The organism is Glaciibacter kafniensis (genome assembly GCF_039538945.1).
GTDB classification, from domain to species: domain Bacteria; phylum Actinomycetota; class Actinomycetes; order Actinomycetales; family Microbacteriaceae; genus Cryobacterium; species Cryobacterium kafniensis.
Window position 1 is genome coordinate 221,320 of sequence record NZ_BAABCN010000003.1, and the last position, 26,282, is coordinate 247,601.

23 protein-coding genes, 1 tRNA gene and 1 pseudogene are annotated in these 26,282 nt (G+C 66.0%); 5 read left to right on the forward strand and 20 right to left on the reverse strand.

The window, feature by feature from the left end; all coding sequences use genetic code 11:
* Positions 1 to 41 precede the first annotated feature (41 nt).
* The gene (locus tag ABD791_RS08910) at positions 42 to 806 is read left to right on the forward strand and encodes a FadR/GntR family transcriptional regulator (RefSeq protein ID WP_345065067.1); all 765 of its coding nucleotides are present in this window, start codon (positions 42 to 44) and stop codon (positions 804 to 806) included.
* 5 nt (positions 807 to 811) lie between these two features.
* Here the strand turns inward: ABD791_RS08910 and ABD791_RS08915 are convergent, their stop codons facing one another.
* From ABD791_RS08915 to ABD791_RS08935, 5 genes are read right to left on the reverse strand one after another with little or no spacing between them, the layout of a single operon-like run.
* Entirely contained in the window at positions 812 to 2,017 is a 1,206-nt protein-coding gene (locus ABD791_RS08915; RefSeq protein ID WP_345065069.1) for a M20 metallopeptidase family protein, read from the reverse strand.
* Positions 2,014 to 3,246 (reverse strand): amidohydrolase, encoded by a 1,233-nt coding sequence (locus ABD791_RS08920; protein WP_345065072.1) that lies wholly within the window; start codon positions 3,244 to 3,246, stop codon positions 2,014 to 2,016. The genes ABD791_RS08915 and ABD791_RS08920 overlap by 4 nt, the downstream gene beginning before the upstream one ends.
* 3 nt (positions 3,247 to 3,249) lie before the next feature.
* A complete protein-coding gene (locus ABD791_RS08925) occupies positions 3,250 to 3,795 on the reverse strand; it encodes an HAD domain-containing protein (protein ID WP_345065075.1) in 546 nt (181 codons plus the stop codon).
* Positions 3,792 to 4,988 (reverse strand): Rieske 2Fe-2S domain-containing protein, encoded by a 1,197-nt coding sequence (locus tag ABD791_RS08930; protein ID WP_345065078.1) that lies wholly within the window; start codon positions 4,986 to 4,988, stop codon positions 3,792 to 3,794. Before ABD791_RS08930 ends, ABD791_RS08925 begins: the two co-directional genes overlap by 4 nt.
* A 30-nt stretch (positions 4,989 to 5,018) precedes the next feature.
* Positions 5,019 to 5,987 (reverse strand): PDR/VanB family oxidoreductase, encoded by a 969-nt coding sequence (locus ABD791_RS08935; protein ID WP_345065081.1) that lies wholly within the window; start codon positions 5,985 to 5,987, stop codon positions 5,019 to 5,021.
* A gap of 157 nt (positions 5,988 to 6,144) precedes the next feature.
* Between ABD791_RS08935 and hisC the strand changes: the two genes are divergently transcribed.
* Positions 6,145 to 7,254 carry a histidinol-phosphate transaminase gene (hisC, locus tag ABD791_RS08940; protein WP_345065084.1) on the forward strand — a complete coding sequence of 370 codons (1,110 nt, stop codon included), beginning with the start codon at positions 6,145 to 6,147 and terminating at the stop codon, positions 7,252 to 7,254.
* A gap of 98 nt (positions 7,255 to 7,352) precedes the next feature.
* Entirely contained in the window at positions 7,353 to 8,117 is a 765-nt protein-coding gene (locus ABD791_RS08945; RefSeq protein ID WP_345065088.1) for a helix-turn-helix domain-containing protein, read from the forward strand.
* Here ABD791_RS08945 and ABD791_RS08950 read toward each other — a convergent pair.
* The 9 genes and pseudogenes from ABD791_RS08950 to topA all read right to left on the reverse strand — a co-directional run bounded on the left by ABD791_RS08950 (position 8,042) and on the right by topA (position 19,178).
* Positions 8,042 to 8,449, reverse strand: a complete 408-nt coding sequence (locus tag ABD791_RS08950; RefSeq protein WP_345065090.1) for a VOC family protein — start codon at positions 8,447 to 8,449, stop codon at positions 8,042 to 8,044. The genes ABD791_RS08945 and ABD791_RS08950 overlap by 76 nt on opposite strands.
* 295 nt (positions 8,450 to 8,744) lie before the next feature.
* A pseudogene (locus ABD791_RS08955) lies at positions 8,745 to 9,320 on the reverse strand (isochorismatase family protein); the annotation flags it as partial.
* A 62-nt stretch (positions 9,321 to 9,382) separates the two neighbouring features.
* Positions 9,383 to 11,047 (reverse strand): D-alanyl-D-alanine carboxypeptidase/D-alanyl-D-alanine endopeptidase, encoded by a 1,665-nt coding sequence (gene dacB, locus ABD791_RS08960; protein ID WP_345065093.1) that lies wholly within the window; start codon positions 11,045 to 11,047, stop codon positions 9,383 to 9,385.
* Between the two features lie 207 nt (positions 11,048 to 11,254).
* Positions 11,255 to 12,238: a Gfo/Idh/MocA family protein gene (locus ABD791_RS08965; protein WP_345065096.1), complete on the reverse strand. Its 984-nt coding sequence runs from the start codon at positions 12,236 to 12,238 to the stop codon at positions 11,255 to 11,257.
* Positions 12,239 to 12,385: 147 nt separating this feature from the next.
* Positions 12,386 to 12,458 (reverse strand) — tRNA-Thr (locus tag ABD791_RS08970).
* Positions 12,459 to 12,546: 88 nt separating this feature from the next.
* Entirely contained in the window at positions 12,547 to 14,079 is a 1,533-nt protein-coding gene (locus tag ABD791_RS08975; RefSeq protein WP_345065099.1) for an alpha/beta hydrolase, read from the reverse strand.
* 34 nt (positions 14,080 to 14,113) lie between these two features.
* The gene (locus ABD791_RS08980; RefSeq protein ID WP_345065102.1) at positions 14,114 to 15,289 is read right to left on the reverse strand and encodes a DNA polymerase III subunit delta'; all 1,176 of its coding nucleotides are present in this window, start codon (positions 15,287 to 15,289) and stop codon (positions 14,114 to 14,116) included.
* Between the two features lie 248 nt (positions 15,290 to 15,537).
* Positions 15,538 to 16,161, reverse strand: a complete 624-nt coding sequence (tmk, locus tag ABD791_RS08985; RefSeq protein WP_345065105.1) for a dTMP kinase — start codon at positions 16,159 to 16,161, stop codon at positions 15,538 to 15,540.
* The gene (topA, locus tag ABD791_RS08990; RefSeq protein WP_345065108.1) at positions 16,158 to 19,178 is read right to left on the reverse strand and encodes a type I DNA topoisomerase; all 3,021 of its coding nucleotides are present in this window, start codon (positions 19,176 to 19,178) and stop codon (positions 16,158 to 16,160) included. Before topA ends, tmk begins: the two co-directional genes overlap by 4 nt.
* Before the next feature lie 118 nt (positions 19,179 to 19,296).
* Here topA and ABD791_RS08995 point away from each other — a divergent pair, with 118 nt between their 5' ends.
* The gene (locus tag ABD791_RS08995; RefSeq protein ID WP_345065111.1) at positions 19,297 to 19,536 is read left to right on the forward strand and encodes a hypothetical protein; all 240 of its coding nucleotides are present in this window, start codon (positions 19,297 to 19,299) and stop codon (positions 19,534 to 19,536) included.
* Positions 19,537 to 19,544: 8 nt separating this feature from the next.
* Here ABD791_RS08995 and ABD791_RS09000 read toward each other — a convergent pair whose 3' ends face one another.
* From ABD791_RS09000 to ABD791_RS09025, 6 genes are all read right to left on the reverse strand, one after another.
* On the reverse strand, positions 19,545 to 20,015 hold the full coding sequence (locus tag ABD791_RS09000) for an Rv3654c family TadE-like protein (protein ID WP_345065113.1): 471 nt from the start codon (positions 20,013 to 20,015) through the stop codon (positions 19,545 to 19,547).
* A 41-nt stretch (positions 20,016 to 20,056) separates the two neighbouring features.
* Positions 20,057 to 20,473, reverse strand: a complete 417-nt coding sequence (locus ABD791_RS09005) for a TadE family type IV pilus minor pilin (protein ID WP_345065116.1) — start codon at positions 20,471 to 20,473, stop codon at positions 20,057 to 20,059.
* Positions 20,454 to 20,630 (reverse strand): DUF4244 domain-containing protein, encoded by a 177-nt coding sequence (locus tag ABD791_RS09010; protein ID WP_345065311.1) that lies wholly within the window; start codon positions 20,628 to 20,630, stop codon positions 20,454 to 20,456. The genes ABD791_RS09005 and ABD791_RS09010 overlap by 20 nt, the downstream gene beginning before the upstream one ends.
* 298 nt (positions 20,631 to 20,928) lie before the next feature.
* Complete coding sequence (locus tag ABD791_RS09015) at positions 20,929 to 21,450, reverse strand: hypothetical protein (protein WP_345065119.1); 522 nt, start codon at positions 21,448 to 21,450, stop codon at positions 20,929 to 20,931.
* 45 nt (positions 21,451 to 21,495) lie between these two features.
* On the reverse strand, positions 21,496 to 22,536 hold the full coding sequence (locus ABD791_RS09020; protein ID WP_345065122.1) for a type II secretion system F family protein: 1,041 nt from the start codon (positions 22,534 to 22,536) through the stop codon (positions 21,496 to 21,498).
* Entirely contained in the window at positions 22,533 to 23,624 is a 1,092-nt protein-coding gene (locus tag ABD791_RS09025) for a TadA family conjugal transfer-associated ATPase (protein ID WP_345065126.1), read from the reverse strand. Before ABD791_RS09025 ends, ABD791_RS09020 begins: the two co-directional genes overlap by 4 nt.
* Positions 23,625 to 24,327: 703 nt before the next feature.
* Here ABD791_RS09025 and acs point away from each other — a divergent pair.
* Positions 24,328 to 26,274, forward strand: coding sequence for an acetate--CoA ligase (acs, locus tag ABD791_RS09030; RefSeq protein ID WP_345065129.1), 1,947 nt, complete (start codon positions 24,328 to 24,330; stop codon positions 26,272 to 26,274).
* Positions 26,275 to 26,282 lie beyond the last annotated feature (8 nt).

The window sequence follows — 26,282 nt, forward strand, 5'->3', positions numbered from 1 at the left end:
TTCCAGATGTGAACCGCGCGCGTCAACCTTCAGGAGTAGCAATGGCACTGTCCCCGACACCGCCGGAACAGGCTCGGTCGAACCAGGGCGCGCCCTTCAACCGACTGCGCAACACGCACTCGGTCGCCGATAGCGTCGTCGAGGAGATCGAAGCAGGCATCGCCAGGGATAAGCTCCCGGCCGGCCACCGAATCGGCACCAAACAAGACCTCTGCGAACAGTTCGGCGTCGCCCCCGCAACACTGGGCGAGGCGATGCGCGTTCTGCGTGAACGTGGACTGATCGAGGTACGCCCCGGCCCCGGTGGCGGAATCTTCGTCGCCTACCAATCGCCTCTGATCAAGCTCGCACACGGCGTCTTGCAGCTCCGCCAGCGCGGGGCAACCGTCAACGAGGTGCTTGAGGTTCTCGATGCGCTCGATGAGGGCATCGCCCGGGATGCGGCCATGTTCCGCACCGAGGCCGATCTTGCCGATCTCGACGCGTTGATGGTTGAGCTCGCCGCGGTGTGGAACGACCCGATCGAGGGCCTGCACTGCAACTGGAAGCTGCACCGCCGCATCGGCGAGATCTCCCCCAATGCCGTTCTGAAAACCTTCTACCTCAACTTGATCGACTACATCGAGGGCGAGAGTACCCACTCCGCAGGACCGGACTCCAATCTCGGGGTGCCCGGTTTCCAGCAGGATTCCACCGAGAGGCTCCGCATCCACTACGAGCTTGTCGACGCCATCCGCTCGTCAGACCAGGAACAGGTGCGAGTCGCCGCGCTTCGTCACCGCACGCTGGGACGCACCGGCCACTGACCGGGTCAATCGGCGTTTCCGTCTGGTCCCGCTGCACCCAGGTGAGACCAGGCGAGGGCGGCCAGTGCGGCAGCCTGAGAACCGAGCACGCCGTCGTCGAAGAGTGCGCGCGGAGAGTGGTTCATCTCGACGGTGTCGGACAGCGCCTCGGCCGGCGTCGCTCCGAGGAGCACAAAGGTGCTCGGCACTTGATGCGCGACGAAGGAGAAATCCTCTGACGCCATCATCGGGGCCGCAATCGCCTGTACCCGTGCTGCGCCGAACTCGGCGCGCAGGGTGGCCAGCGCATTCGTCGCCGTCGCCTCGTCGTTGAGGGTGACCGGGTAGACAACCTCGAAGAGCACCTCCGCCGTGCAGCCGTGGGCCGCAGCGATTCCGCCGACCAACGAGGGAAGCTCCTCCTGCAGCGTGACGACGGATGCGGCCGAGAGCGTGCGGACCGTTCCGGCCAGCGTCGCCTGTTCGGGGATCACGTTGAGCACGTCGCCGGCAGAGAGTTTCGTAACTGAGATCACGACGGGGTCGAAGACATCGAAGCGGCGGGTCACGAATGATTGCAGCGCGAGGATGATCTCGGCCAGAACGGGCACGGGGTCCACGGCGAGGTGGGGCGCAGAGCCGTGCCCGCCCTGGCCGCGCACGACGACACGCAGGCCGTTCGCCCCGGCCATGATTGCGCCGGCCCTGGTGCGGAAGACGCCGGGCTCACCCGGCACGACATGGATCGCGTAGCCGGCTATTGGTCGCTCCCCCGTCGTTTCGAGCAGACCCTCATCGATCATGAGCTGGGCGCCGCCCCCTGATTCCTCGCCGGGCTGAAACATGAACAGGACTGTTCCCGCGAGTTCATCGCGGTGTGCCGCGAGAAGACGGGCGGCACCGAGGAGCCCGGCGACATGCAGGTCGTGCCCGCAGGCGTGCATGGCGCCGTTCGTCGAGGCGAACGCGAGCCCGGTCTCCTCCTCGATGGGGAGCGCATCCATATCGGCCCTCAGCAGCACTGTCGGCCCGGGCTTGCCTCCGCGGAGTACGGCAGTGACCGACGTGCTGCCGCTGCCGAGGTGCAGCTCGACGTCGAGCGGCGCGAGCGCTCTCCGCACCACGCTCTGTGTACGCGGAAGGTCGAGACCGATCTCGGGGTGGGCGTGAAGATCTCGCCGGATCGCGATCAGCTCGGGCAGCAGAGCTCTGGCTTCTGCATCGAAGTTCATGCGGCGCTCCGTCTCGTTGTCATTCCTCGTTCGGCGACGACGTAGCCGTCGTTCTCCCATCGGCAGACTTCGATGCCGTCGATGAGCACCAGTTCAGCACGGTTCATCACGTCGAGCGGGTCGCCCGACCAGAGCACGATGTCGGCGTCACGACCGACAGTGAGAGCTCCCACCCGGTCGGCGATGCCCGAGATCTCGGCGGCCCGAATGGTCATCGCCTCCAGCGCGGTCTGGCGGGGAAGTCCGGCCTTAACGGCGAGCGCGGCCTGCAACACCAGGTGGGTGATCGGCACGACGGGGTGATCCGTGGTCAGTGCCACTCGAACTCCGGCCGCGGCGAGAGTGACGACATTCGAGATCGACGCCTCTCTCACCTCAACCTTTGAGCGCCCAGAGAGCAGCGGCCCATAAATGACCGGGATGTCGCGCTCGGCGAGCACGTCGGCCAGCTTGTGGGCTTCAGTGCCGTGGTTGATCACCAGCCGATAGCCGAACTCGTCGGCCAACCGCAGGGCCGTGGCGATGTCGTCATGCCGGTGCACGTGCTGGTCGAGCGCCAATTCTCCGGAGAGCACCCTGGCGAGGGCATCTTGTGCCAGATCGTGAGCGAACGGCTCGCCGGCGGCGAGCGCTGTGTCGCGCGTCGCGGCATAGTGCCGGGCCGCGTGGAACGCCTGACGAATGACAAGGGCGATTCCGAGCCGGGTGCTCGGTAGCTGTTTGCGATCGCCATACGCCTGCTTGGGGTTTTCGCCGAGCGCCGACTTGACGCTGACCTCCGCCTTGATCACCTGCTCGTCGACCGTGCGCCCGCCCCACGTCTTGAGGGCGACGGTCTGGCCTCCAATCGGGTTGCCTGACCCCGGTTTCACCACGGTGGCGGTGACGCCCCCGGCGAGCGCATCGCGAAATCCCTCGTCTTCGATGTTGATGGCGTCGAGGGCGCGCACTCCGGCCATATTGGGACCGGTCAGTTCACTGCCGTCCGCTCCGGCCCAGCCGTTGCCCTCTTCGTGCACACCCACATGGCTGTGCGGGTCGATGAAGCCTGGCAGCACCCATCGTCCATGCGCGTCGATGATCGTCGTGCCCGCCGGCACCTCGATCGCGTCGCCGATGTCGGTGATCACGCCGCCGGCGATGAGAATCGTGCCGTTCGGGATCGGTTCGCCGACCACCGGCACGAGATAGCCGTTGACAATGGCGCAATCTGGTTTCGTGGCTGCCACTCGTTACTCCTTGTGATTCGGTGCGTTGTTCTCTGAGACGGGGTGAGCTGTCGCATTCGGCGAGCCCAGCGCCTGCACGGCGGCGAGCAGGTCGGCAGGAATCAGCCCGCTGATTCCGATGCGCGGATCGACCCGAATGACGACGCCGTCGGCGCAGATGGGCGGTTCTGCGGCGAGGTCGGCCAACTCATCGTCAACCCACACCCACGGCCAGCCATCGGCGTATGCCCTGATCGTGGCCAACTTGTCGAATTGCACAGGCAGGAACGCCCAGGGAGTCTCGGGCAGGTCGAGCACAGCACGAAATGCGGTATGGGCGTTGTGACCCCATTCCGAGGCCCAGACGATCTCGAAGACCTCGCTGAGCTCCTTGATCCGGGCCGGAGCGTCGTCGGCGATTGCCACGTCGCGCACCCATTTGCCCCAGGCCGAGATGTGGTGCGTGCTCGTCGGCACGCGCGTGTCCCCCTCGAGTACGATCACGTCGCTGATCCCGAGCACCAGGAGCGGCTTCTCGCGCAGCGCCGGGCGCGGCTCGTACTTGCTCACGGCTGGGCGGTCTGGCTCGCGCCGACGAGGTCGCCCTCGAAGTAGTTTCCTCCCTCGATGGGCACGACCAGGTCTGCTTCGTCGTAGATGACGCCGGGCGGGTTGCCGCCCTGGGCAACGGCGCGAATCTGTTTGGCCATCATCCGTCGCAGCATCGCGACTCCCTGGTCGGTCGTCGTGAGGTGATCCTCGCCGTGCAGCGAGATCGGACCCTGGCTTTTCTGAGCCTCGTAGTCGCCCGGCATCCGTTGGTGTTCTTCGTCGGTGAGTGATGCCCAGGACTTGCCGTCGTGGGTAGACCTGAGTTTGCGCAGGAAGTCGGGGTCGGTATCGCGGGCGATGGTGAAGATCACGAAGGAGGTGTCGTCTTGCGGCACCACCCAGCCGATCATATTGGTCTGTCCGGAGGACAGTTTGGGACTGGCGACGACGCGCATGTTCGGGAACATGACCTCGGTCACCCGGCGGAGCGAGCGCCCGTCGCCGAGTTCGCGCATCTGGATGGAGCGCACGCCGCGCTCGGTGTATTCGTAAGTCACCTCGGGAATGAGCGCCATTTCCGGCGTGAACTGGTTGCCGCTGAAGCGGGCGTGCAGGATCGGCACGTGGAACGGGTCGAGCACGTTCTCCCAGTGCTGCAGCCAGTTGAAGTCGAGCAGGGCCGGTCCGCCGCCGCCGACGCCGGAGTCGTCGGTGATGAGCTGCTCGCCATCCGCCAGGTTTTCGAAGGTGTCGTAGCGCGGGAGCAGCGGCTTCTTGGCGGGATCGCCGAGGTAGGCCCAGAGCAGTCCGTATCGTTCCTCGACGGGATACCAGGGCTGCCGCACGCGGTCGCGGTGCAAGCCGAGCTCTGGCTCGCAGGGCTGCTCGAGGCAGTGGCCCTGCGGGTCGAAGACCCAGCCGTGGTAGCAGCAGCGGATGCCTTCATCTTCGACTCCGCCGTAGAAGAGCGACGCCCCGCGGTGGATGCAGCGCGGGTGAAGCAGCCCGACCTTGCCCTTGCGGGTGCGAAAGAGAATGAGCTCCTCGCCCAGGATCTTGACCGGGATCGGCCGGGTGGTCGCGTTCTCCACCTTGGCAACGGGGTGCCAGTAGCGGCGCAGCACTTCGCCGTACGGCGTGCCCCTGCCTACCTGTGCGAGATCGAGCAGCGGCTCGCCCAGCGTGAGGTCGTATGCGGTTCCGGTGTCCATCTGTTCTCCCATACTTCGTCAGATCGTGGTTTAGATATCGAGCACGAGGCGCGAGGTCAGTGCACGGGAGACGCACACCATCATGGTGTCCTGCGCCTCTCGCTCGTCGGGGCTCAGAATCGAGTCGCGGTGCTCCGCTTCCCCGTCGATCAGCGGGGTCTCACAGGTGCCGCATACGCCTTCCAGACAGGAACTCGGCACCCCGATTCCGGCGGATTCCAGCATCTCGAGGATGCTGCATCCGTTCTCGACGGTCAGGCTGACCCCCGAGCGCCGGCACTCGACCTCGAAGGCATCAGCAGACAACGGCTCGGCCAAGGCCTTGGCCTGGAACCGTTCGACGTGCAGGGTTCCGCTTGGCCAATCGGTGGCGAGGTCTTCGAGCGCTTCGAGCAGCCGCTCGGGTCCGCACGCGTACACGACGGCATTCTCGACGGTGCCGATCCAGGTCGCCAGATCGATCCGGGCGCCGCGGTCGCGCGCGAAAATCTCCACATCACCGCCGGCGAGCAACGGATGCCCGCGGAACGCCATCCGCTCTTCCTCCCGCCCCAGGTAGGCCAAGCTCCAGCGCGCGCCGCTCGCCTCTGCCGACTGAATCATGGGCAGCAGTGGCGTGATTCCGATTCCGCCCGCGATGAAGACATAGCGGGCAGCACTCGCTTGCGCGAAGGTATTGATCGGCGAACCGACACTCACGAGGTCGCCCGGCCGCAGGCTCTCATGCACATACTGCGAGCCCCCGCGACTCGGCTCCTCGCGCAGCACGGCGACTCGCCATTCGAAGCGGTCGGAGGGGTCAGAGCACAGTGAGTACTGGCGCTCGACGCCAGTGGCGAAGCGCACGTCGAGGTGCGCCCCCGGCTGCCACGCGGTCAGCGCCTGCCCGTCGGGACGCTCGAGTCCGATCGAGAGCACCCCGTCCGCTTCGAAACGAAGGTCGCGCACGCGCAGGTCGAGGCGTTCGCCCGTCGGTTGAGAACGCGGGGACGGTGACACTCTGCGCCGCCTTTCAATGTCTGCAATGACATGGATCAAAATCAAAACAATGGTTATAGTTAATTATGGACACTACGGTTTGACCTCGCCCCTGTCAACCTGACGAGCGGCACCGAGAACCACAGAGAACCACCGAGACACACCAAGGAGACCCGGAATGACAGCACCGCGCCTGCGCAGCGATCTTGAGAGCATCCCCGCCTACAAGCCGGGCAAAGCTCCCGCCCCGAGTGAAACCCCTGCGCACAAGTTGTCGTCGAATGAGAACCCCTATCCGCCGCTGCCCTCCGTCGCCGCCGCGATCGCGGACTGCATCGGCGGCATCAACCGCTACCCCGACATGTCGGGCCGTGAGATCACCGCGCTGATCGCCGAGCGCTTCGCGGTGGACCCCGCCCAGGTCGTGCTGGGCAGTGGCTCCGTGGAGATCGTCTCTCAGCTGATGCGGGCCACGGCGGGCCAGGGCGATGAGGTCATGTTCGCCTGGCGCTCGTTCGAGGCCTATCCGCTGCTCGCGCGCGCCGGCGGTGCCGTCCCCGTGGCCGTCCCCCTCGATTCAGACCACCGTCACGACCTCGACGCGATGCTCGCGGCGATCACCGAGCGCACACGTCTCATTCTGGTTTGCAACCCGAATAACCCGACCGGAACCACCGTGAGCAGCGCCAAGCTCGACGCATTTCTCGCCGAGGTGCCGAGCGACATCGTCGTCGTGCTCGACGAGGCGTACCTGCACTTCAACCACGACCCAGAGAGCCCGGTCGGGATCGACTTCTTTCGCCGCTACCCCAATGTGGTGCTGTCGCACACCTTCTCGAAGGCATACGGTCTGGCCGGACTGCGAATCGGCTATGCGATCTCCCCCGCTCACATTGCCGAGGCCCTGCGCAAAGTCGCGATCCCGTTCGGTGTCACTCAGCTCGCTCAGATCGCGGCGGTTGCGTCGTTCCAGGCCGAGAATGAACTGGCCGTGCGCATCGACGAGCTCGTGGCCGAGCGCGATCGACTGACGGAGGCCTTGAGCGCGATGGGCTGGTCACTTCCGGAGTCCCACGCCAACTTCGTCTGGTTTCCGCTCGGCTCAGACACTGCGCGCGGCGTGGAGGTGTTCGAGCGGCACGGCCTGCTGGTGCGGCCGTTCCCCGGCGAGGGGATGCGCGTCTCGATCGGTTCAGTCGCGGCCAACGATACGGTGCTCACCGCTGCTGCCGAGTTGGCCTCGCTCGTGCTGATTCCTACCGATGCTGCTGAAACGAGTGCGGCCTAGCGTGATCGATCGCGACCGCGCGGGCTGCAAGGTCGGCCCGCGGGTCGTAGTCCTCTTCTACGGGAGCGCGTCGCGACCGACAGGCTCATACTTGAAGGGTGTACCGCGAAACCCCCTCTCGCATCGCCGGCGCGACGCTCTGGAGCAGTGATTCCGCTGAGGTCGCCGGCGAAACGCGCATCATTCCCGACGGCTCCATCGACATCATCTGGCTCGGCGATCGGCTGATCGTGGCCGGCGCCGACACGCACGCCCAGGTCGCCGAGAGCCGGCCAGAATTCGCAACGGCCGGCATCCGGTTCGCCCCAGGGTTCGCGCCGGCGCTCCTGGGCATTGCGGCCCACGAACTGACCAACCGGCGCATCCCCCTCGACGCGATCTGGGCATCCAGCGTGGTCGGGCCGATGAGGGATCGCCTGGAATCGGCTGGTCCGACGGATGCCGACGCGCTCGCTCTCACCCTCGAGCAGTTGGTTGTCGGTCGTCTCGACGCTCTCGACCTCAGTCGTGCGCACCGCAGCCGTGGGCTGCTCCGCCTGGCAGAGGCAGGCATGCCGGCCGGTAACATCGCCGACCGGCTCGATCTCTCTCCTCGGCAACTTCACCGTCGCGCCATCGACGATTTCGGCTACGGGGTGCGCACGCTCCAACGCATCCTCCGCTTTCAGCGCGCCGTCGAGCTCCTGTCTCGGGGCCTTCCCCTCGCCGCAGTGGCGGCGACGACCGGATTTGCCGACCAGCCTCACCTGAACCGGGAGGTGAAGGCCTTCGCCGGGGTCACGCCCGGTCAGCTGGCCGGCGCGTCAGGCAGCGCCGCGAACAGATCAACTGAGTTGCCGTCAGGGTCGAGAATCGTCGCGTAGCGCTGCCCCCAGAAGGCATCCCACGGTTGAACGTGCGCGGCGAAACCGGCATCCACCATGTCGGCGTATGCGGCGTCGACCCCGGCCGGCGACTCGCAGTCGAATGCCAGCGCCACCCGGTGGCTCCCGGTCGGCGCGCTCCAGTTCGGGTCGAAGGTTCTGATGGTGTCGATGGTGTCCCAGCCGAGTCGCAGACCGCCGGGCAGGGTGGCCTCGACGTGCGGTTCGGCATCGGAGTTCTCGGGAACAGCAACCCCGAGTCGACGATAGAAGGCGAGGGAACGGGCCATATCGGCGACGACCAGGCCGATGAAACTGAAGTGAATGCTCATACCGACAGACTACAAAGCGGCTCCCCCGCCGTCTTGAACGATTCGGACATGGTGCCGATTCGGTCGTGCGGTGGCGACCCTAGGAGTGCCCCGACCATTCGTCGGCGTCGTTGTCGGCAGCGTCGCTCTCGGCAGCGTCGTTGTCGGCAGCGTCGCTCTCGGCAGCGTCGTTGTCGGCAGCGTCGCTCGCCGCGGCATCGCTCTCCGCCGCGTCGTCGCGCGTCGGCGCCTCCGCCGCGCCGCTCTCACCAGCCGCGCCAGCCGCGCCGGCCACAGGTTCGTCGACGATTGCTGTCGACAACGCCAGCACCGCCCCGGCATGCGCGACCTCGGCCAAGGCCGCTTCGCTCGGTGCCACGGCGACGCCGGCGATCAGATCGGTGAGCACGCGTACGTGCTGGCCATGCTCGAGCGCATCAAGCACTGACGCCCGCACACAGTGGTCGGTAGCGAGGCCGACGATGTCGACATCCGTCACACCGCGCGCAGTGAGCAGCGCGCCGACCGTCTCACCGGCCTCGGTGGTTCCTTCGAAAATCGAGTATGCCGGCTTGCCCTGACCCTTGCGAATGTGAAAAGTGACGGCATCGGTCACGAGTGCCGGGTGATATTCGGCACCGGGGGTGCCGGCCACGCAGTGAACCGGCCAGGTGTTCACGAAGTCTGGCGCGGCGTCCCTGGCAAAATGCCCGCCGTTGTCGTTGTCGATGTCGTGCCAGTCCCGGGAGGCGAAGACTGAACTGTAGTACCGCGGATGCTGCGCCAACAGCTCACTCACACCGGCGGCAACCTGCGCACCCCCGTCAACACCGAGAGCGCCGCCCTCGGTGAAATCGTTCTGAACGTCAATGATGAACAGTGCTCTGGCCACGGTTCGCTCCTCTTCACCCATTCGCTGAATCACCTCTGATTCAGCTTCTCCGATTCAAACACTCAATTGTTCGACAGGTTGTCACCGCAGTTGAAGAATCCAGCGGTAATCGTGTCGATTGCGTCTTTAGCGCTGTCCCCGACGTCACCGAGCGCATAGACGGCGAAGGTGAGCGGGGTGCCGTCGGCCGCGTGGATGACGCCGGCCAGCGTGTAGCCGGTGTCGATCCAACCGGTCTTGGCGAAGACGGCGCCGTCGGCGACGGAGTTGGCGCCGGAGAACCGGTCGCTGTAGCTGAGCGATCCGGTCTCTCCGGCAATGGGGAGGCCGTCGAAGATCACACCCAGGTTGCCCTCGCGCGCGTTGATCTTGAGGAACAGCTGAGTCAGGTACGACGGCGGAACCGCGTTGTTGTCGCTGAGGCCTGAGCCGTCGGCGATGACGATGCCGGTGGTGTCGATGCCGTACGGCGCGAGCCCGGCCACCGTCGACGTGCCCATCGCCGCGAAGGTGTTTCCGGCGCCCGATTCAACGGCGACGAGGCGTCCGAGCATCTCGGCGATCGCGTTGTCCGAAACGATGAGCGTCTGCTGAATGAGCGTGGAGACCGGTGCGGACTGCACCGTGCCGAGAACTGCCGCTCCGGCCGGGGCTGTTCCGCGAGAAATGCTGACCGAGCCGGGAAGCAGCTCCGCGAAGGCTTCACCGGCACGACCGATCGGGTCCTCGCTGCGGGCCGAGGTGTTGCTGTACGGGCTGTCGCGGTCACCGTCGACCTGTAACGCGGTGATCTCAGGCATGTAGCCGTCGGTGAGCTCCTTGCGGTTCCAGCTCGGATCCCAGCCCGGGTCGCCGAAGAACGACGCGTCGAGAACGAGCGAGGTGATGGGCGTACCGGCGTTGGCCGGGTTCGCCTCCCAGGCCGCAATCGCCTGGTCGGCCAGGCTGTCGAGGTGCGCGGCGCCCGGATAGACCGATTCGTCGCCCGTGCTCGTGCGGGAGAGAGTGAGGTCTCCGCCGCCGACGAGCACGATCGAGCCGGGCTCGCTGCCGGCCACCACCGTGGTGGTTGCCCGGTAGTCGGGGCCGAGCACGCTGAGCGCCGCGGCCGAGGTGAGCACCTTGAGCACGCTCGCGGTGCGCGACGGGGTGCTGCCGCCGCGATCGAAGAGAATCTCGCCCGTGTTCGCGTTGAGAACCTGCCCCTGGAAGCTGCCGAGGCGCGAGTCGGTTGCGAGACTGGCGACGCTGCAGGTGCGAAGACGGCTGGCCACGGCGTCGGCGGCGGGAACCGACCGAGGCGGAATCGTCGCCGTTTCCGTCGGGGTTGGTGCCGACGTCGGCGTGCTGGCAGCAACAGGCGACGCCGCAGGCGTTCCGGTCGCCGCTCCGGCCATTACCGCTCCCGTGCCGAGAAGCGCGAAAACTGCGACTCCGGCGACAATGCTGGAGGCAACGCGGTGACGGCCGAGAAAGGCGAGAAATCCTGGTCGCGGCGGCTGTGTTGCCGACGCGGATGCGGCATCCGTCGTCGCTGAGGCGGCCGCTGGGTCGGTTGCCGGTGCGCTCTGAGCCGGCGCTTCAGTCGCGCTCGAATTGCCTAGGTTCGCGTCGCCGATGTTCGCGTCGCCGATGTTCGCGTCGCCGATGTTCGCGTCGCTAGGGGTCGCTTCGGCAGGGGTCTCGGAGTCGGGGCGGCCGGTCAGCTCTGGATCAGGTTCTTGCACCCCCACATTTTAGCCGCCGCGGGTTGGGAGACCGCTCCGAGCGGGCCAAGCCGACCGTGCCGACCGCTCGCACCGCAGAAACCGCAACTGTCAGCGGATGCCGCACGATCTGTGCGGTGTCCGCTGACAGTTGCGCAAAGCTTGCGGTTTCTGCTGCGCCAAGCGGCGCGCGCAGTAGCACGCAGTCGCACGCAGTCGCGCGCCGGGCTACTCGCCTGGGTAGCGCAGCCCGATCTGCTCACGCACGGCATCGAGGGTCTGCATGATCGCCACCGATTCCTCGGCCGACATGATCGTGCTCGTCGTTGCGCCCGCGCGGATCAGCTGCTCGGCCTCGGCCGCCTGGTAGTGCATCCCGCGCCCGTTCACGTCGGCACTGAACGACTCGATCACGACCTCATCGCTGTCGATCACCCGGAACGTCGTCGGCGAATACCAGACCTGATCGATGTCGATCCGGCCCTCGGTGCCGAGAATCGTCGCCGCATTCGGCCCCTTGGTGTCGCTGGCAGACAGGGTCGACGCGATCCGACCGCCGGAGTAGCGGAAGATCGTCGCCACCTGGGCGTCTGCGCCGGTGTCCTTGAACGTCGCCGAGGCCAGAATGCTCTCCGGCTGGCCGAACAGGGCGTGGGCAAACGACAGCGGGTAGATCCCGAGGTCGAGCAACGCTCCGCCGCCGAGCGCCAGCGAATTGATGCGGTTCTCCGGGTCGTCGGACAGCTTCTGGGTGTGATCGGCGATCAGGGTGTGCACGTCGCCGAGCGTGCCGGCCTCGAGAATCTCGCGAATGCGAACCATGTGCGGCAGAAATCGCGTCCACATCGCCTCAAGAACCAGAAGTCCCCTGCTCGCGGCGAGGTCGACGATCTGGCGGGCCTCGGCGGCGTTCAGCGCGATCGGCTTCTCGATCAGCACATGCTTGCCGGCGTTCAGGGCCAGCGCGGCGTTCTCGGCGTGAAACGGATGCGGCGTGGAGATGTAGACGATGTCGACATCCGGATCAGCGACGAGGGCCTCGTAGCTCGCGTGAGCCGTCGGAATGCCGAACTCAGCGGCGAACGCGTCGGCGCCGGCCTGTGACCGTGATCCGACGGCGGTGACCTGAAATCCGTTCAGGACGAGGTCGCGGGCGAAGGAGTGGGCGATGCCACCGGTGGCTAGGATTCCCCAGCGAAGTGCGTCAGTCATTCCGCGAGCATAGCGCCACTCGGAGTGCACGGGGCCCGCGCTGCGCGCCCTCGCGCTCGGCGGAGTACCGCTGCGAAACGTTGGTGGGGAACCTGCGGCAAAATGAAAACTGGCCACCAGCCGGCGAGGGCTGGTGACCAGTTGTCGGGCCGCCTATCAGAATCGAACTGATGACCTATTCATTACGAGTGAATCGCTCTACCGACTGAGCTAAGGCGGCTTGATCCACACGCTCTTCGAGAAGAACGCGGTGACACAAGAAGATAGCTTACCCGATGCGGCGAGGAGTCACGTACACGTGGCGCGCGTCAACACATCGGATCTGAGGCGGGCACCGTTCCGTTGATCAGGTAGTCGTCGACCGCATTGTTCACGCAGGAGTTCGACTTGTTGTAGGCCGTGTGCCCCTCGCCCTGGTAGGTGACGAGGTGGCCGCTGTCGAGCTGCTTGGCCAAACTCACAGCCCATGAGTACGGCGTCGCCGGGTCGTTGGTGGTTCCGACGACCAGAATCGGCGCGGCGCCTAGTGCGTGGATTTCGCCGCGCTCCACGGTGGACTTGGACGGCCAGTTCGCGCAGTCGATATCGCCGTAGCCGAAGTACGGACCGATGACGGGCGCTGCAGCCGCGATCTCTGCCGCCTGCGCGCGCATCGCGGCCGGGTCATCGTTGAAGGAATAGTCGAGGCAGTTGATTGCGGCGAAGGCCTCGGTCGAGTTGTCGGAGTACGTGCCCTCTGCGGTGCGCCCGTAGTAGGAATCCGCGAAGCTGAAGGCCGTGTCGGCGTCTCCGTGCATCACGCTGGTGAACATGTCGCTGAGTGCCGACCAGGCAGTGGGCTGGTAGAGCGGGAAGATGATGGCGGTGGCCAGCGTGTCAGCTCCGAGCTGACGCCCGTCGGTTGCAGTGATCGGACTCGCATCGACCGATTTGAGGATGGAACCGATGGTGGACATCGCGGAGTCGACTGAGCCGTCGAACGGGCAGTCCGATCCGGCGAGGCAGTCTTTCAGGTAGGCGCGCAGGGCGCTTTCGAAGCCCTGCGCTTGGGTGATGGAAACGTCGAAGTAGCTCGCCGAAGGGTCGATCGCTCCATCGAGCACGAGACGCCCGACCTTGTCGGGGTAGAGGTTGGCGAACGTCGCCCCCAGGAACGTTCCGTAGGAGTACCCCAGGTAATGCAGCTGGGTGTCGCCGAGCACGGCGCGCAGCAGGTCGAGATCGCGGGCGGCACTGACCGTGTCAACTTCGCCGAGCAGCGCACCGGTGTTCTTCGCACAGGCATCGCCGAAATCGGTGGCGACCGTCTCCTGCTCAGAGATCCAGGCATCCGTGCCGCGCTGCTCTGTCGACAGCCCGAAGAGGTACTGATCCATCTCGGCGGGGTCGTAGCATTTCACTGCCGTCGAGCGGCCGACACCGCGCGGGTCGAAGCCGACGATGTCGAAGCTCTTCTTCAGTCGGTCATCGACGGCGTAGTCAAGCGAGTCCTTGACGAAGTCATACCCTGACCCGCCGGGGCCGCCCGGGTTCACGAGAAGCGAGCCGATGCGGGAACCGTCGGTCGTGACGTGGCGCACGAGGGCGAGGTCGACGTTCCCCGCGGTCGGATCTGCCCAGTCAAGCGGCGCCTTCGCCGTCGAACACTGCAGGCCATCTCCACAATTCGACCAGGTGAGCACCTGGCTGTAGAAGGGCGCGAGAGCCGGGTCGACCTCTTCGGTGACCGGAACCGAGGTGGTCGGCGCCGGTTTCGGCAGAAACATCGACACGCACCCGCTGAGTCCGATGGTGAGCGCCAGAGCGGCGGCCAACGCCGCAAACGCACGAATTCGAGTCATTGCTGTGTCCTTTGTGTTGCGCCGAGCAGCAGGTTCACCGACGGATCGCGGTCACCAGCATTGCTTCAAGAGCAAGCGCCGGCGCCACGTTCGATTCGATTCTTTGACGCGAAATGGCAATCGCATCGAGGGTGGCGACGCTCTGTGCGGCGGTGCACGAGGTGCTCGCCGTGCGGAGTTCCGGCAGAAGCTCCCGGTTGATCACGGTGCTCTCTCGCCCGAGCTGCACCATCATCACGTCGCGATAGAGCGAGGCCAAGTCAACGAGGATGCGATCGATGCCGTCGCGCAACCCTCGCGTGGCCCGCCGCTTTTGGTCGTCTTCGAGGGCCTTCAGCTGGCCACGAAGCCCGGGTGGAATGTTGCCACCTGGCTCCACACCGAGTGAACGCAGCACGCCGGCGCGCTCCGCGGCATCCTGCTCTTCGGTGAACGCCTTGGCATCATCGCCGGCGATCGCCAGCAGTCGGGCGGCAGTCGTCACCGCTTGCGACACTCCACGGATGCCGAGGGCGGCGCGCAGCGTCTCGTCGCGGCGATCGCGGGCGTCGGCGTTGGTGGCCAGGCGCTGCGCCATTCCGATGTGGCTCTGCGCCTGTCGTGCGGCGCGTTCGGCCGTTTCAGCGTCGACCCCGTTGCGTTTGACGAGCAGCGCTGCCACATCGTCGACACTGGGCACGCGCAGTCGCACCGAACGCACGCGCGAGCGGATCGTCGGTAGCAGGTCTGCTTCGCTCGGCGCGCAGAGAATCCAAACGGTGCGCTCCGGCGGTTCTTCGAGCGCCTTGAGCAACACGTTCGAGGTGCGTTCGACCATCCGGTCGGCGTCTTCGACGACGATGACCCGATAACGCGACATCGATGGAGAGTATTGCGAACGGGCCACGACCTCTTTGACCGTGCCCATCTTGATGATGACGCCCTCGGTGCTGAGAACCGTCAGATCGGGATGCGTGCGGGCGTTGACCTGCCGGTGTGTCGCTTCGTCGCCCTCTGGCGTGCCGGGGCTGAGCAGCGCCGTCGCGAAGGCGAAAGCCAAGTTGGAGCGCCCCGATCCGGGCGGACCGGTGATCAGCCAGGCGTGAGTCATCGACGCGGATTCGGCCGAGGCGCCAGCCGACTCGGGGCTATCGATGCCGGGACGCGCGGCGGCGGCCCGAAAAATGGCAATCGCATCGGCCTGCCCTGTCAGGTCGTCCCATGCTGCCATGGTTCAAGGGTACCTTCTGGTGCTGACAGACTCGTCCCGGTGCGCGTCTGCGCCCTCGGGCGTCAGCCCTGGCCCGCGCTCATCCGCTTTGGCCCGCGCTCGTCCGCGCGCACGCTCATCCGCTCGCGGCACGCGTTTGCGAAGCCGGCACGCTTTCGACCGCGTGCCACCTTCACAACCACGTGCCGCGAGGAGCAGTGTGCCGCGAAGGCACGAAGCGCGAGCAGTGTGCCGCGAAGGCAGCGCGGCTACGCGCCGAGCAGGGCAGCCACGCGAGCGCGCACGATCGCGGCGATTGTCTCGACCGGCGCCGCGGCATCCGTCACGAGAAAACGGGTCTGCTCAGCCTCGGCCAGCTCCAGAAAAGCTGCACGAACCCGAGCGTGAAACTCGTTCTTTTCTGCTTCCAACCGGTCGAAGCGCTTGTTCGCCGCGTCGAGGCGCCCGCGAGCGACCGTCTCGTCGAGATCGAGCAGAATCGTCAGATCGGGCAGCAGCCCCTCGGCCGCCCAGAGCGACAGATCGCGCACCTCGGTCGCACCGAGCACCCGGCCGGCACCCTGATAGGCGACGGATGAATCGAGGTAGCGATCCTGGATCACGATCTCGCCACGGGCCAGCGCGGGTCGCACCTTCGTCGCAATGTGGTGCGCGCGATCTGCGGCGTAGAGCAGCGCCTCGGCCCGCGGAGCGATGTCGCCCCTGTGGTGCAGCACGATCTCGCGGATCTCGATGCCGACCTCTGTGCCGCCCGGCTCGCGGGAGCGGAGCACAGAGTGCCCCTGCTCCTGCAGCCAGTCGGTGAGCAGACGGGCCTGGGTCGATTTGCCCGACCCGTCGCCACCTTCAAATGTGATGAACAGCCCGGTCACGACGTTGCGGTCTCCGCAGCAGCGGCGGCAGCGGCTTTGTTGGCCGCGCGGGTCGCCGCGGCCTTCTGAGCCGAGGCCGAACGGGCGGCGCTGGTCGCGGCCGAAACGGTGGGCAGGCCCGTCTTCTTGACCGAGGCCTTCTTCGCTGCCGGCTTCTTGGCCGCCGGTTTCTTGGCCGCCGGTTTCTTGGCCGCAGCCGTCTTCGCCGGTGCCTTCTTGGCGGGAGCCTTCTTCACGGCCGGGCCCTTGGCGCGCTTATCGGCGAGCAGCTGCACTGCCCGGTCGAAGTCGACGTCCTCAACGGTTTCAGCCTTCGGGATGGTGGCGTTGGTGACGCCGTCGGTCACGTAGGCGCCGAACCGGCCATCCTTGATCTTGATCGCCTTGCCGCTTTCGGGGTCGGGCGCTTCGAACTCTTTCAGGGCACTCGACGCACGGCGGGCGCCGTACTTCGGCTGAGCGTACAGCTCGATCGCACCAGGCAGATCGATGTCGAAGATCTGGTCTTCGCTGGTCAACGACCGGGTGTCGACGCCCTTCTTGAGGTAAGGGCCGAACTTGCCGTTCTGCGCCAGAATCTCGGCGCCGGTTTCGGGGTCAACCCCGACGACGCGGGGCAGGTCGAGCAGACGCAATGCCGTGTCCAGGTCGATCGACGCCAGATCCATCGACTTGAAGATGGATGCCGTGCGCGGCTTGGCTGCCGCGGCAGCCTTCTTGGCCGGTGCCTTCTTCTTCGGCTTGGCCGTGGTCGTTTCAGTGACCTCGCCGGTCTTCGGGTCGACGACGCTTCCGTCGGCCAGCGTGGTGGCGGCATCCGTCGCTGCAGCAGCGGCAGCCGCGGCGGCCTCGGCCGGATCGACGACCGGCTCCGGGTCGACCTCGGTGACGTAGGGGCCGAAGCGGCCGTCTTTCGCCACGACGTTCTTGCCGCTGGCCGGGTTCACGCCGATGACGCGATCGGTGACGACAGGGGCGTTGATGAGTTCACGAGCCTTGGCGGCGGTGAGCTCGTCGGGTGCCAGGTCCGGCGGAATGTTGACGCGGCGCGGGGTGGCCTCCGGGTCGGCACCGGGCTCGATCACTTCGAGGTAGGGGCCGTACTTGCCGATGCGCAGCGTGATGTCATCGGAGATCGTGACCGAGTTGATGACGCGCGGGTCGATCTCGCCGAGGTTGTCAACGACCTGGCGCAGGCCGCGGTGCTTGTCGGAACCGAAGTAGAAGCTGGTCAGCCAGTCGACGCGGTCGGCCTCGCCGTCAGCGATGCGGTCGAGGTCGTTCTCCATTTCGGCGGTGAAGTCATATTCGACCAGGTCGCCGAAGAAGTCCTCGAGCAGGCGCACAACGGAGAAGGCGATCCAGTTGGGAATCAGTGACTGGCCACGCGGGGTGACATAGCCGCGGTCGGTGATCGTCGAGATAATCGACGCGTAGGTCGACGGGCGACCGATGCCGAGCTCTTCGAGCTTCTTGACCAGGCTGGCCTCGGTGTAGCGAGCGGGCGGCGTGGTCTCGTGGCCCTTGGCCTCGACCTCGTCGAGCGTCAGGGCCTGGCCCTCGGCCAACAGAGGCAGCTTCGACTCGGTCGGGTCGGTGGGCGCGTTGCGCTCCTCGTCACGGCCTTCTTCGTAGGCGAGCAGAAAGCCGCGGAAGGTGATGACGGTACCGCTGGCCGAGAACTCGGCGAGGGCGCCGGAGGCCGACGGGTGCTCAGAGGTGCCGGTCGGGCCGGCCTCGATGGTGACGGATGCCGTTGACCCGGTCGCGTCTGACATCTGCGAGGCGACGGTGCGCTTCCAGATCAGCTCGTACAGCTTGAAGTCGTTGCCGCGCAGGCTGCCGGCCAGCGAGGCCGGGGTGCGGAACGTGTCTCCAGACGGACGGATCGCCTCGTGCGCTTCCTGGGCGTTCTTGCTCTTGCCCTTGTAGACGCGCGGCGCATCCGGAATCGTCTCAGCACCATACAACGACGTCGCCTGAGCCCGTGCCGCCGAGATCGCCTGCTTTGAGAGCGACGGCGAGTCGGTACGCATATAGGTGATGTAGCCGTTTTCGTAGAGCGACTGGGCCACGCTCATCGTCTGACGCGCGGTGAAGCGGAGCTTGCGCGCGGCTTCCTGCTGCAGGGTCGAGGTGGTGAACGGCGCAGCGGGGCTGCGGCGGTACGGCTTCGAGGCGACCTTGCTCACGGTCACTGCGACGCCCGGCTGCTTGAGCGCGGCGGTCAGCGCAACGGCGGCCGACTCGTCGAGGGTGACGGCCTTGACCGAAGGCTTGAGTTTTCCGGAATCGTCGAAGTCGCTGCCCGAGGCGATGCGCTCGCCGTTCAGGCGCACGAGCTTGGCCGAGAATCCGGTCTCTGAGGCTGTGGATGCGGGGGTGAGCTGGGCGATCAGGTCCCAGTAGCCGGCGGCGACGAAGGCGAGGCGTTCGCGCTCACGTTCGACCACCAGGCGGGTAGCTGCCGACTGCACGCGGCCGGCCGAGAGGCCGGGGCCGACCTTGCGCCAGAGCACAGGGGAGATCTCGTAGCCGTAGATGCGATCGAGGATGCGTCGGGTTTCCTGCGCGTCGACGAGTGCGGTGTCGAGGTCGCGGGTGTTGTCTTTGGCGGCGAGGATCGCGTCTTTGGTGATCTCGTGAAAGACCATGCGCTTGACCGGAACCTTGGGCTGCAGAACCTGCAGCAGGTGCCAGGCGATGGCTTCACCTTCGCGGTCCTCATCAGTTGCGAGGAGGAGTTCGTCGGCGTTCTTCAGCGCACGTTTGAGCTCGCTGACCGTCTTCTTCTTGGCGTCGGAGACCACGTAGTACGGCTCGAAACCGTTGTCGACGTCGACGGAGAATTTGCCGAGCGGTCCCTTTTTCAGTTCGGGCGGCAAGTTCTTTGGCTCGATCAGGTCGCGGATGTGTCCAACCGAGGACAACACCTCATAGCCGTCGCCCAGATAGCCCGCAATCGACTTCATCTTGGTCGGCGACTCAACAATGACCAGCTTCTTAGTGCCTGGCACCAGACTCCTCTTATAGGTAGGGGCCCTCGTGTGGGCCAAGGCACACCATACACACAGGAAACGGGTACTCGCCGAATTGAGGGCTTGTCACTTCTCTGCCGATGAGGACAATGGAGTCATGGGCACAGCATCGGCGGCGACCTACACGGCCAAGTTAACTGACGGTCCCCTCGAGGGAAAGACGATTACTACCGAGTTCTTGGAGTCGGGTGATCCGCGTCCGCGCCTGGAGATTCCGGCCAGTTCCGGCAAGAGCTACGTCTATGCGCGCGGCTCCGGCCTGGAGTTCGAATCGAACAGCAACCCGCAGCAACCGAGCGCCGTCGACTATCGCTATGTAGAGGCTGTCTTCGAATAATCCCCGCGCTAGCCGTCCGGGCGTGGTGGCCCGGATGGTGAACCGGGTGGTGGCCCGGCCCTCGAACGCGCATCGATCGTGATCCCGACGAAAACGCGGGAGACCGTGACCGACGCGATCAGCCCGTCGATCGTGCACACCACGACGGATGCGCCGTTCACCTCGGCCGTGCGACTCGCGGCCTCGCAGGGCACGCCGGGTAGCGCTCCCGACGCCGTGTCTGCGGCGGCGAGCGCTGCCGCATCCGCGGCCCCCTGCACCTGCGCGCTCACCGACAGCGTGACGAGCACCGGAATGACGGCGGCGGTTGCCGCCATCGTGGCCCCGAGTAGCCCAACGGCCAGCACCGAGCCTGACCCGCGCTCCTGCCCGAGGGTCGTGAGCCGTCTCAGGCGCGTGAGCCCCTCAATGCACGCAAGGCGCGCGAGCCAAGAGAGCGAAGCAATCCAAGCAATCCGCTCCGGAATCCACCGTCGCATCGGCTGCCTCCTTCGAGCCTCCTTCATTCGGACGGGGTTCATCACAGTCCGCCGGCCGGGGCGCAGGAGACCGCCGTCACCGTGAGCCCGACGAGCGCGAAAGGACCGATCCCGCTGGGCGCGCTCAGCGTCGCGCAGACGAATTCGCCGCGTGATTCTGAGCTGAGTGAGACCCCCGGCACCGCTCCGCTCGCAACTGCTACGGCGTGGTCGGTGCTCTCGCCGCGGCCGAGCGCGCGGGCGGCCCCGGCAGCGGCATCCGTCATTCGCACCTGCTGACCCACCACCTGAATCGCGCCGAGGCAGCAGCCGAGCACGAGCACGACGGCAGGAATCACCAGGGCGAATTCGGCGGTGACGCTACCCGCCTCTTGCGCTCCGAAACGGCCTGGTTCACAGCCTGCGTCACCGCCCGCCCGTTCGCCGCGACGGAATCGACTACCCCACGGTGAGCGCATTGCGCACCAGGTCAGTCAGAATGGCCCGCACTTCGTCGCCGCGCAAGATGATGATGAGCAAGCCGGCAAATCCGACGGCCGCCATCGTCGCGACTGCATATTCTGCGGTCGCGGCTCCGGTATCGGAACGAAACCGCCCGGATGCCCGCCGAAACATGCGCCGAAGCTGGCGCGCGCTCCGTGCAGCCTCTCGATTGTGTTCGCTCTGCTCACTGGGGTGGGCCAGCTCGATCCCGGTTTCCCCGCTGCCCTGGTTGTTCTTTTGACTCTGCATGAGTTCCTCTCCCTGTGCGTCACTCGACGCGATCTGGCGGCGACACGAGTGATTCCAGGCTGCTCTTCCGTACGGCCGCCGCATGCGGATCGGTCAAGTCGGTGCACAAAGTCGATCTGAGTCCGCGGTGGAGGACACCACCGTCTCCCGACGGCAGGCCTCGGACGATCAGCCCCGACGTCTAGTGGATGAAGGCCTTGAGCAGGATCATCGCAACACCGAACGAGGCAGTGCCGAGACAACCGAATACCCGAATGTGCCACGGGCTTCCTCGCAGTGCGAACGCGCTGTAGCCGAGGATGCCAAGAATGAAGACTCCGACCCAGAGCGCCGCCCAGAGCGCAAACTGGTCGGGGACGATGCGAAATGCGCCGAGCAGCAGCACGACGCAGGGCGGCACCGCCGAGATGAGAAACCCGATCGAGCGGCGCAGCGAGCGCCGAAACGCGGTGGGGAGAGTCGTTTGATCGCCTTCGATAACTCCATGGCCGGCGACCGCGCCTGCATAGACGTGCGCCGCCCAAAAAACGACGACCGTTCCGACCACGGTCAGAAAAGTCTCCACGAGCGTCGCCTGATGAGAGCCCGATGCGACGATCATTCCGCTGACAAGGATTGTTCCGTAGACCGACTCTTCGGTAATCAGGCTCTCGCGAAAACTGCGCGACCGCGCCGGTGCACTGTGCGCGTGCGGCTCATCCATACGCCCATCCTTTCTTGGCGCACCGACGAACACAACGGAAAACGTTCAGAAGGTGTGAAGGGTGGAGGACAACACCGCCAGCAGAAGCGGAAGAACAGCCACGAGCATGAACGCCGGTAGAACGCAGAGCCCGAGTGGCATCATCAACGTCACGGCCAGGCTCTCGGCCCGGCGCTCCCCCGCGCTGCGTGCGTCTCGACGCAGTTCATCGGCCTCGCTCCGCAGCAGCTCCGCCGCTGGAATCCCAGCCCGGCTCGACAGTTCAAGCACGCGGTCGAGAATCTCGTTGTCGCCTCGGCCATGCAACTCGAAATCGGTCAGCACCGATTGCACGAGCGCCCGGGCACTCTCCAATGATCCGCCGCCCGTCATGGCGATGGCCATCAGATCAAGTTCAAGGCCAGGGGCAGGGTCTCGCGCCCGCGCCGTGCGCATGAGCCGGCCATTCCAAAGGTGTCCGAGCAACATCAGAGCGGCGCCGACAGCCAGACAGATCAGGCCGGGCAGGGTGAAGAACAGGGTGTGCACCGAGTCGAATCCCATCAGAGTGCCGAACAAGATGCCGACCACCGGCAGGGCCATCATCATGCGAGCCGTTGCCGTCGGGCCGGTGAGCGCGACTTCGAGGGTGCGATGCAGCTGACCGACTTCCCGAAAAGTCGTGGCCAACTGTCTCAGGCACGACGCCAGCGGCGCTCCGGCCTGCGTCGCCACCTCCCACGCTCCCGCCAACGCCAACCAGGCGTCGCCGATCTGAGCGTCAAGCTTGTGCGCTTCCCGTGCAATCGCCCCGGAGATGCTCTCTCCCTGACCGCCGGCTTCGGCCGCGGCGGTGACGATCCGCGCTGTGCTCTCGGCGTTCGATGGTCCGGCCTGAGACCGCCCAGCCCCCGGCGATGCAGCCGGTGATGGCCCGGACCGCGGCGAAGCAGCCGCGCCAGAAACGGACGCACCGGATTCCAAATAGCTCCAGGCGAAATGCGGCGACACTCCGGCAGAGAGCAGCACCGCCAGGCGCTGCGCGACGGCGGCAACTGCCTCAATCGGCGATACGGCGCGATCGGGCCGATGCCGGCGCCCCATCATGCGGCGATCACGGCCAATCGGTCGTGGTCATCGAGGGCGAAGCGCCCCACCTCAGCCAACCGGCGCACGCCCTGGTGACGTTCCAGATGCAGGATCAGGCCGATCGCGCTGACCGTCTGCCTGGCCACCGATTCGACACTCATCCCGGCGAGCGCGCCGAGCGCCTCAATGCGCGCCGGCACATCGTGGAGAGAGTTGGCATGCAGGGTGCCCGCCCCGCCGTCGTGGCCAGTGTTCAGCGCGGCCAGGAGCTCTCGAATCTCTGCTCCCCGACATTCGCCGAGCACGAGTCGATCAGGGCGCATCCGCAATGCCTCGCGCAACAGAGCGTCGGCGGCGACGCGTCCGGCGCCCTCGAGGTTGGCCTGTCGTGCCTCGAGCCCGACGACGTGCGGGTGGGAAATGCGCAGTTCTGCCACATCTTCGATCGCAATGATTCGCTCGTTGGCCGGCGCTTCGGCCAGGAGTGCCGCCAGCAGCGTGGTTTTTCCGCTGCCCGCCGCCCCGGTGATGAGCAGGTTCACCCGATCGTGCACCGCCTGGCGCAACCGGCCGACGGTCGCCTCCGCCGCACTTCCGGCCCCGCACAGTCCTGCCGCCGCGAGTGTCTCGAGCGAGAACCGCTTCGCACTCGGGAGACGGATCGAGATCAGGGTGCCCGAACTGGAGACGGGCGGCAGCACCGCGTGAACCCGGATGCCGTCGGCCAGCCTCACATCGACGCACGGGCTGGCTTCGTCGATGTGCCGCCCGCCGAGCGCAATCAACCGCACCGCCAGCTCGCGGAGAGACCGCTCGGGGCAGACCCAGTCTGGCTCGTGGATGAGGCCGTGGCCGGAATCGATCCACAGCCCTGACTCGCCGTTGATGAGCAGATCGGTCACCGCCGCTTGCGCTGCAAATCCGGCGAGTGGGCCGAGCGCCGTCGCGTCGCGGGGAACGTCGGGCGCAACATCCGGCGCAACTTCCGGCGCGAGACGAATAGCCGGCGAACGCGCGAGCTGAGCGGAGACGAGGTCGCCCCCGGCATGTCTCGGAGCGGGAGCGGTGTTCGCATACGAAGGAAACGCGACGAATGGAGTGAGCATGCGCCGACGCTACGCCGCTGCCGCGGAGCAGAACCGGCGGGCCGGGACGAGGTGCATAACTCGGGCTCCCCTGGGCTGTGGAGGGAGACTCGACGGGGCGTCAACTGTGGCGCGCTGGTTCGGCACATCCACCCGCGGAAGTCGCCACGCGGCGCCAAACGTGTCGGCAGAAACCGCACACAACAGCAGAAACCGCATGATCGGTGCGGTTTCTGACGGCAAAGCGCCAATCTGAACTGCTTCTAGGGCGCGACTCGTCTCAACGGGATCGACCGACGAGAGGAAGCAACTGCCCGACTGAAGGGCAACGGGGGTAGGCAGTTTTCCGATTGAAGAAGCAACGGGGGTAGGCAAATCTCCGATTGAAGACTCAACGGGGGTATACAAACTGACGGTTAAAAAAAGGGGGGCGGCACCTATTGGGGGGAACAGGTGCCGCCTCGGCAATGCGCAGATTGGGGGGAACCATACGCATCGCTGGTCAAAACATTACGTTCGGACGAGTCCAAGCATACGCGGGATGGCGAAAATCGCAACATCGAGGTCCCCCTAAATGAGGACACTCTTGGTTTTCTCCCAGCAAGACCCTCAATCTACGGGAATCCCGACGTTGATTTGCGGCCATTCCAAGCAGAGTAGGGTTCTTCTGTGGCTGGCCACACGCTACGGATTTCACGCATCGCGAAGGAGCGAACCAAAAACAATGAGCGTTCAAATCGACCACCTGCTCACTGAATCCCGTCGATTCGCCCCCACCCCCGAGTTCGCCGCCGCGGCAACTGCGCAGCCGCAGCTGTACACGGATGCCGCCGCAGATCGCCTCGGCTTCTGGGCGGATCAGGCCCGCGAGTTGCTGCACTGGCACAAGCCGTTCACCAAGACCCTTGACTGGTCGAACCCGCCTTTCGCGAAATGGTTCGAAGACGGCCAGCTCAACGTCGCCTACAACTGCCTCGACCGTCACGTGCTGGCCGGCAATGGCGACCGTGTTGCCCTGTACTGGGAAGGCGAGCCCGGCGATTCCCGGGCCATCACCTATTCCGAGCTGACCGCCGAGGTCAAGCGTGCGGCCAACGTGCTCACGAAGCTCGGCGTCGAGGCCGGCGACCGCGTCGCGATCTACCTGCCGATGATTCCCGAAGCAGTGATCTCGATGTTGGCCGTGGCCCGCATCGGCGCCGTGCACTCGGTCATTTTCGGCGGATTCAGTGCGGAGAGCCTGCGTTCGCGCATCGATGACGCCAACGCGGCACTCGTGATCACCGCAGACGGCGGCTACCGCAAGGGCAAGGTGTCAGCGCTCAAGCCGGCTGTCGATGCCGCCCTGGCCAGCAACGACTCGTCGGTCACCAATGTGCTCGTGGTCAAGCGCACCGGCCAAGACGTCGAATGGAACGACCGCGACCTGTGGTGGCACGACGAACTCGCCTCGGTTGACGCCGAACACGAAGCACAGCCATTTCCCGCCGAGAACCCGCTCTTCATCCTCTACACGTCTGGCACCACCGGTAAGCCCAAGGGCATCCTGCACACCAGTGGCGGCTACCTCACCCAGAGCGCATTCACCCACAAGAGCGTGTTCGATCTCAAGCCGGAGACCGACGTCTACTGGTGCACCGCGGATGTCGGCTGGATCACCGGTCACAGCTACGTCGTCTACGGCCCGCTCGCCAACGGCGCCACCCAGGTGTTGTTCGAGGGAACTCCCGACTCCCCGCACCCCGGCCGCTGGTGGGAAGTCATCGAGAAGTACAAGGTGTCGATTCTCTACACCGCGCCGACCGCCATCCGCACGTTCATGAAGCTCGGTCGCCAGATTCCGCAGGAGTTCGATCTGACCAGCCTGCGCCTGCTCGGCTCGGTCGGCGAACCGATCAACCCGGAAGCCTGGATGTGGTACCGCGAGGTCATCGGCGGAAACGTCGCCCCGGTCGTCGACACCTGGTGGCAGACCGAGACCGGCGCGATCATGGTCTCCGCACTCCCCGGCGTCACCGTCACGAAGCCGGGCTCGGCCCAGGTGGCGATCCCTGGCATCAACATCGAGATTCTCGACGACGACGGCAACGCGGTCGGCAACGGCGATGGCGGCCTGCTCGTCGTGAGCGAGCCCTGGCCGTCGATGCTCCGCGGCATCTGGGGCGACCCTGAGCGGTTCAAAGAAACCTACTGGGACAAGTTCGGTGACAAGTACTTCGCCGGCGACGGCGCCCGCCTCGATGAAGACGGCGACATCTGGCTGCTCGGCCGCGTCGACGACGTGATGAATGTGTCTGGCCACCGCCTGTCGACCGCCGAGATCGAGTCGTCGCTGGTCGCGCATCCGCTCACCGCCGAAGCGGCAGTGGTCGGAGCCGCCGATGAGACGACCGGTCAGGCCGTCGTCGCCTTCGTCATCATCAAGGCCAGCCAAGAGGATGTCGCCTCTCACGAAGACGTGTCGGCCATACTTCGGGCGCACGTCGCGCAGCAGATCGGGGCGATCGCCCGGCCGCGTCAGATCTTCATCGTGAACGAACTGCCGAAGACCCGCTCTGGCAAGATCATGCGGCGACTGCTGCGCGATGTGGCGGAGGGCCGCGAGATCGGCGACACCACGACGCTGGCCGACACCTCGGTCATGCAGATCATCACCGACAAGCTCAAGTAGTCGCTAGG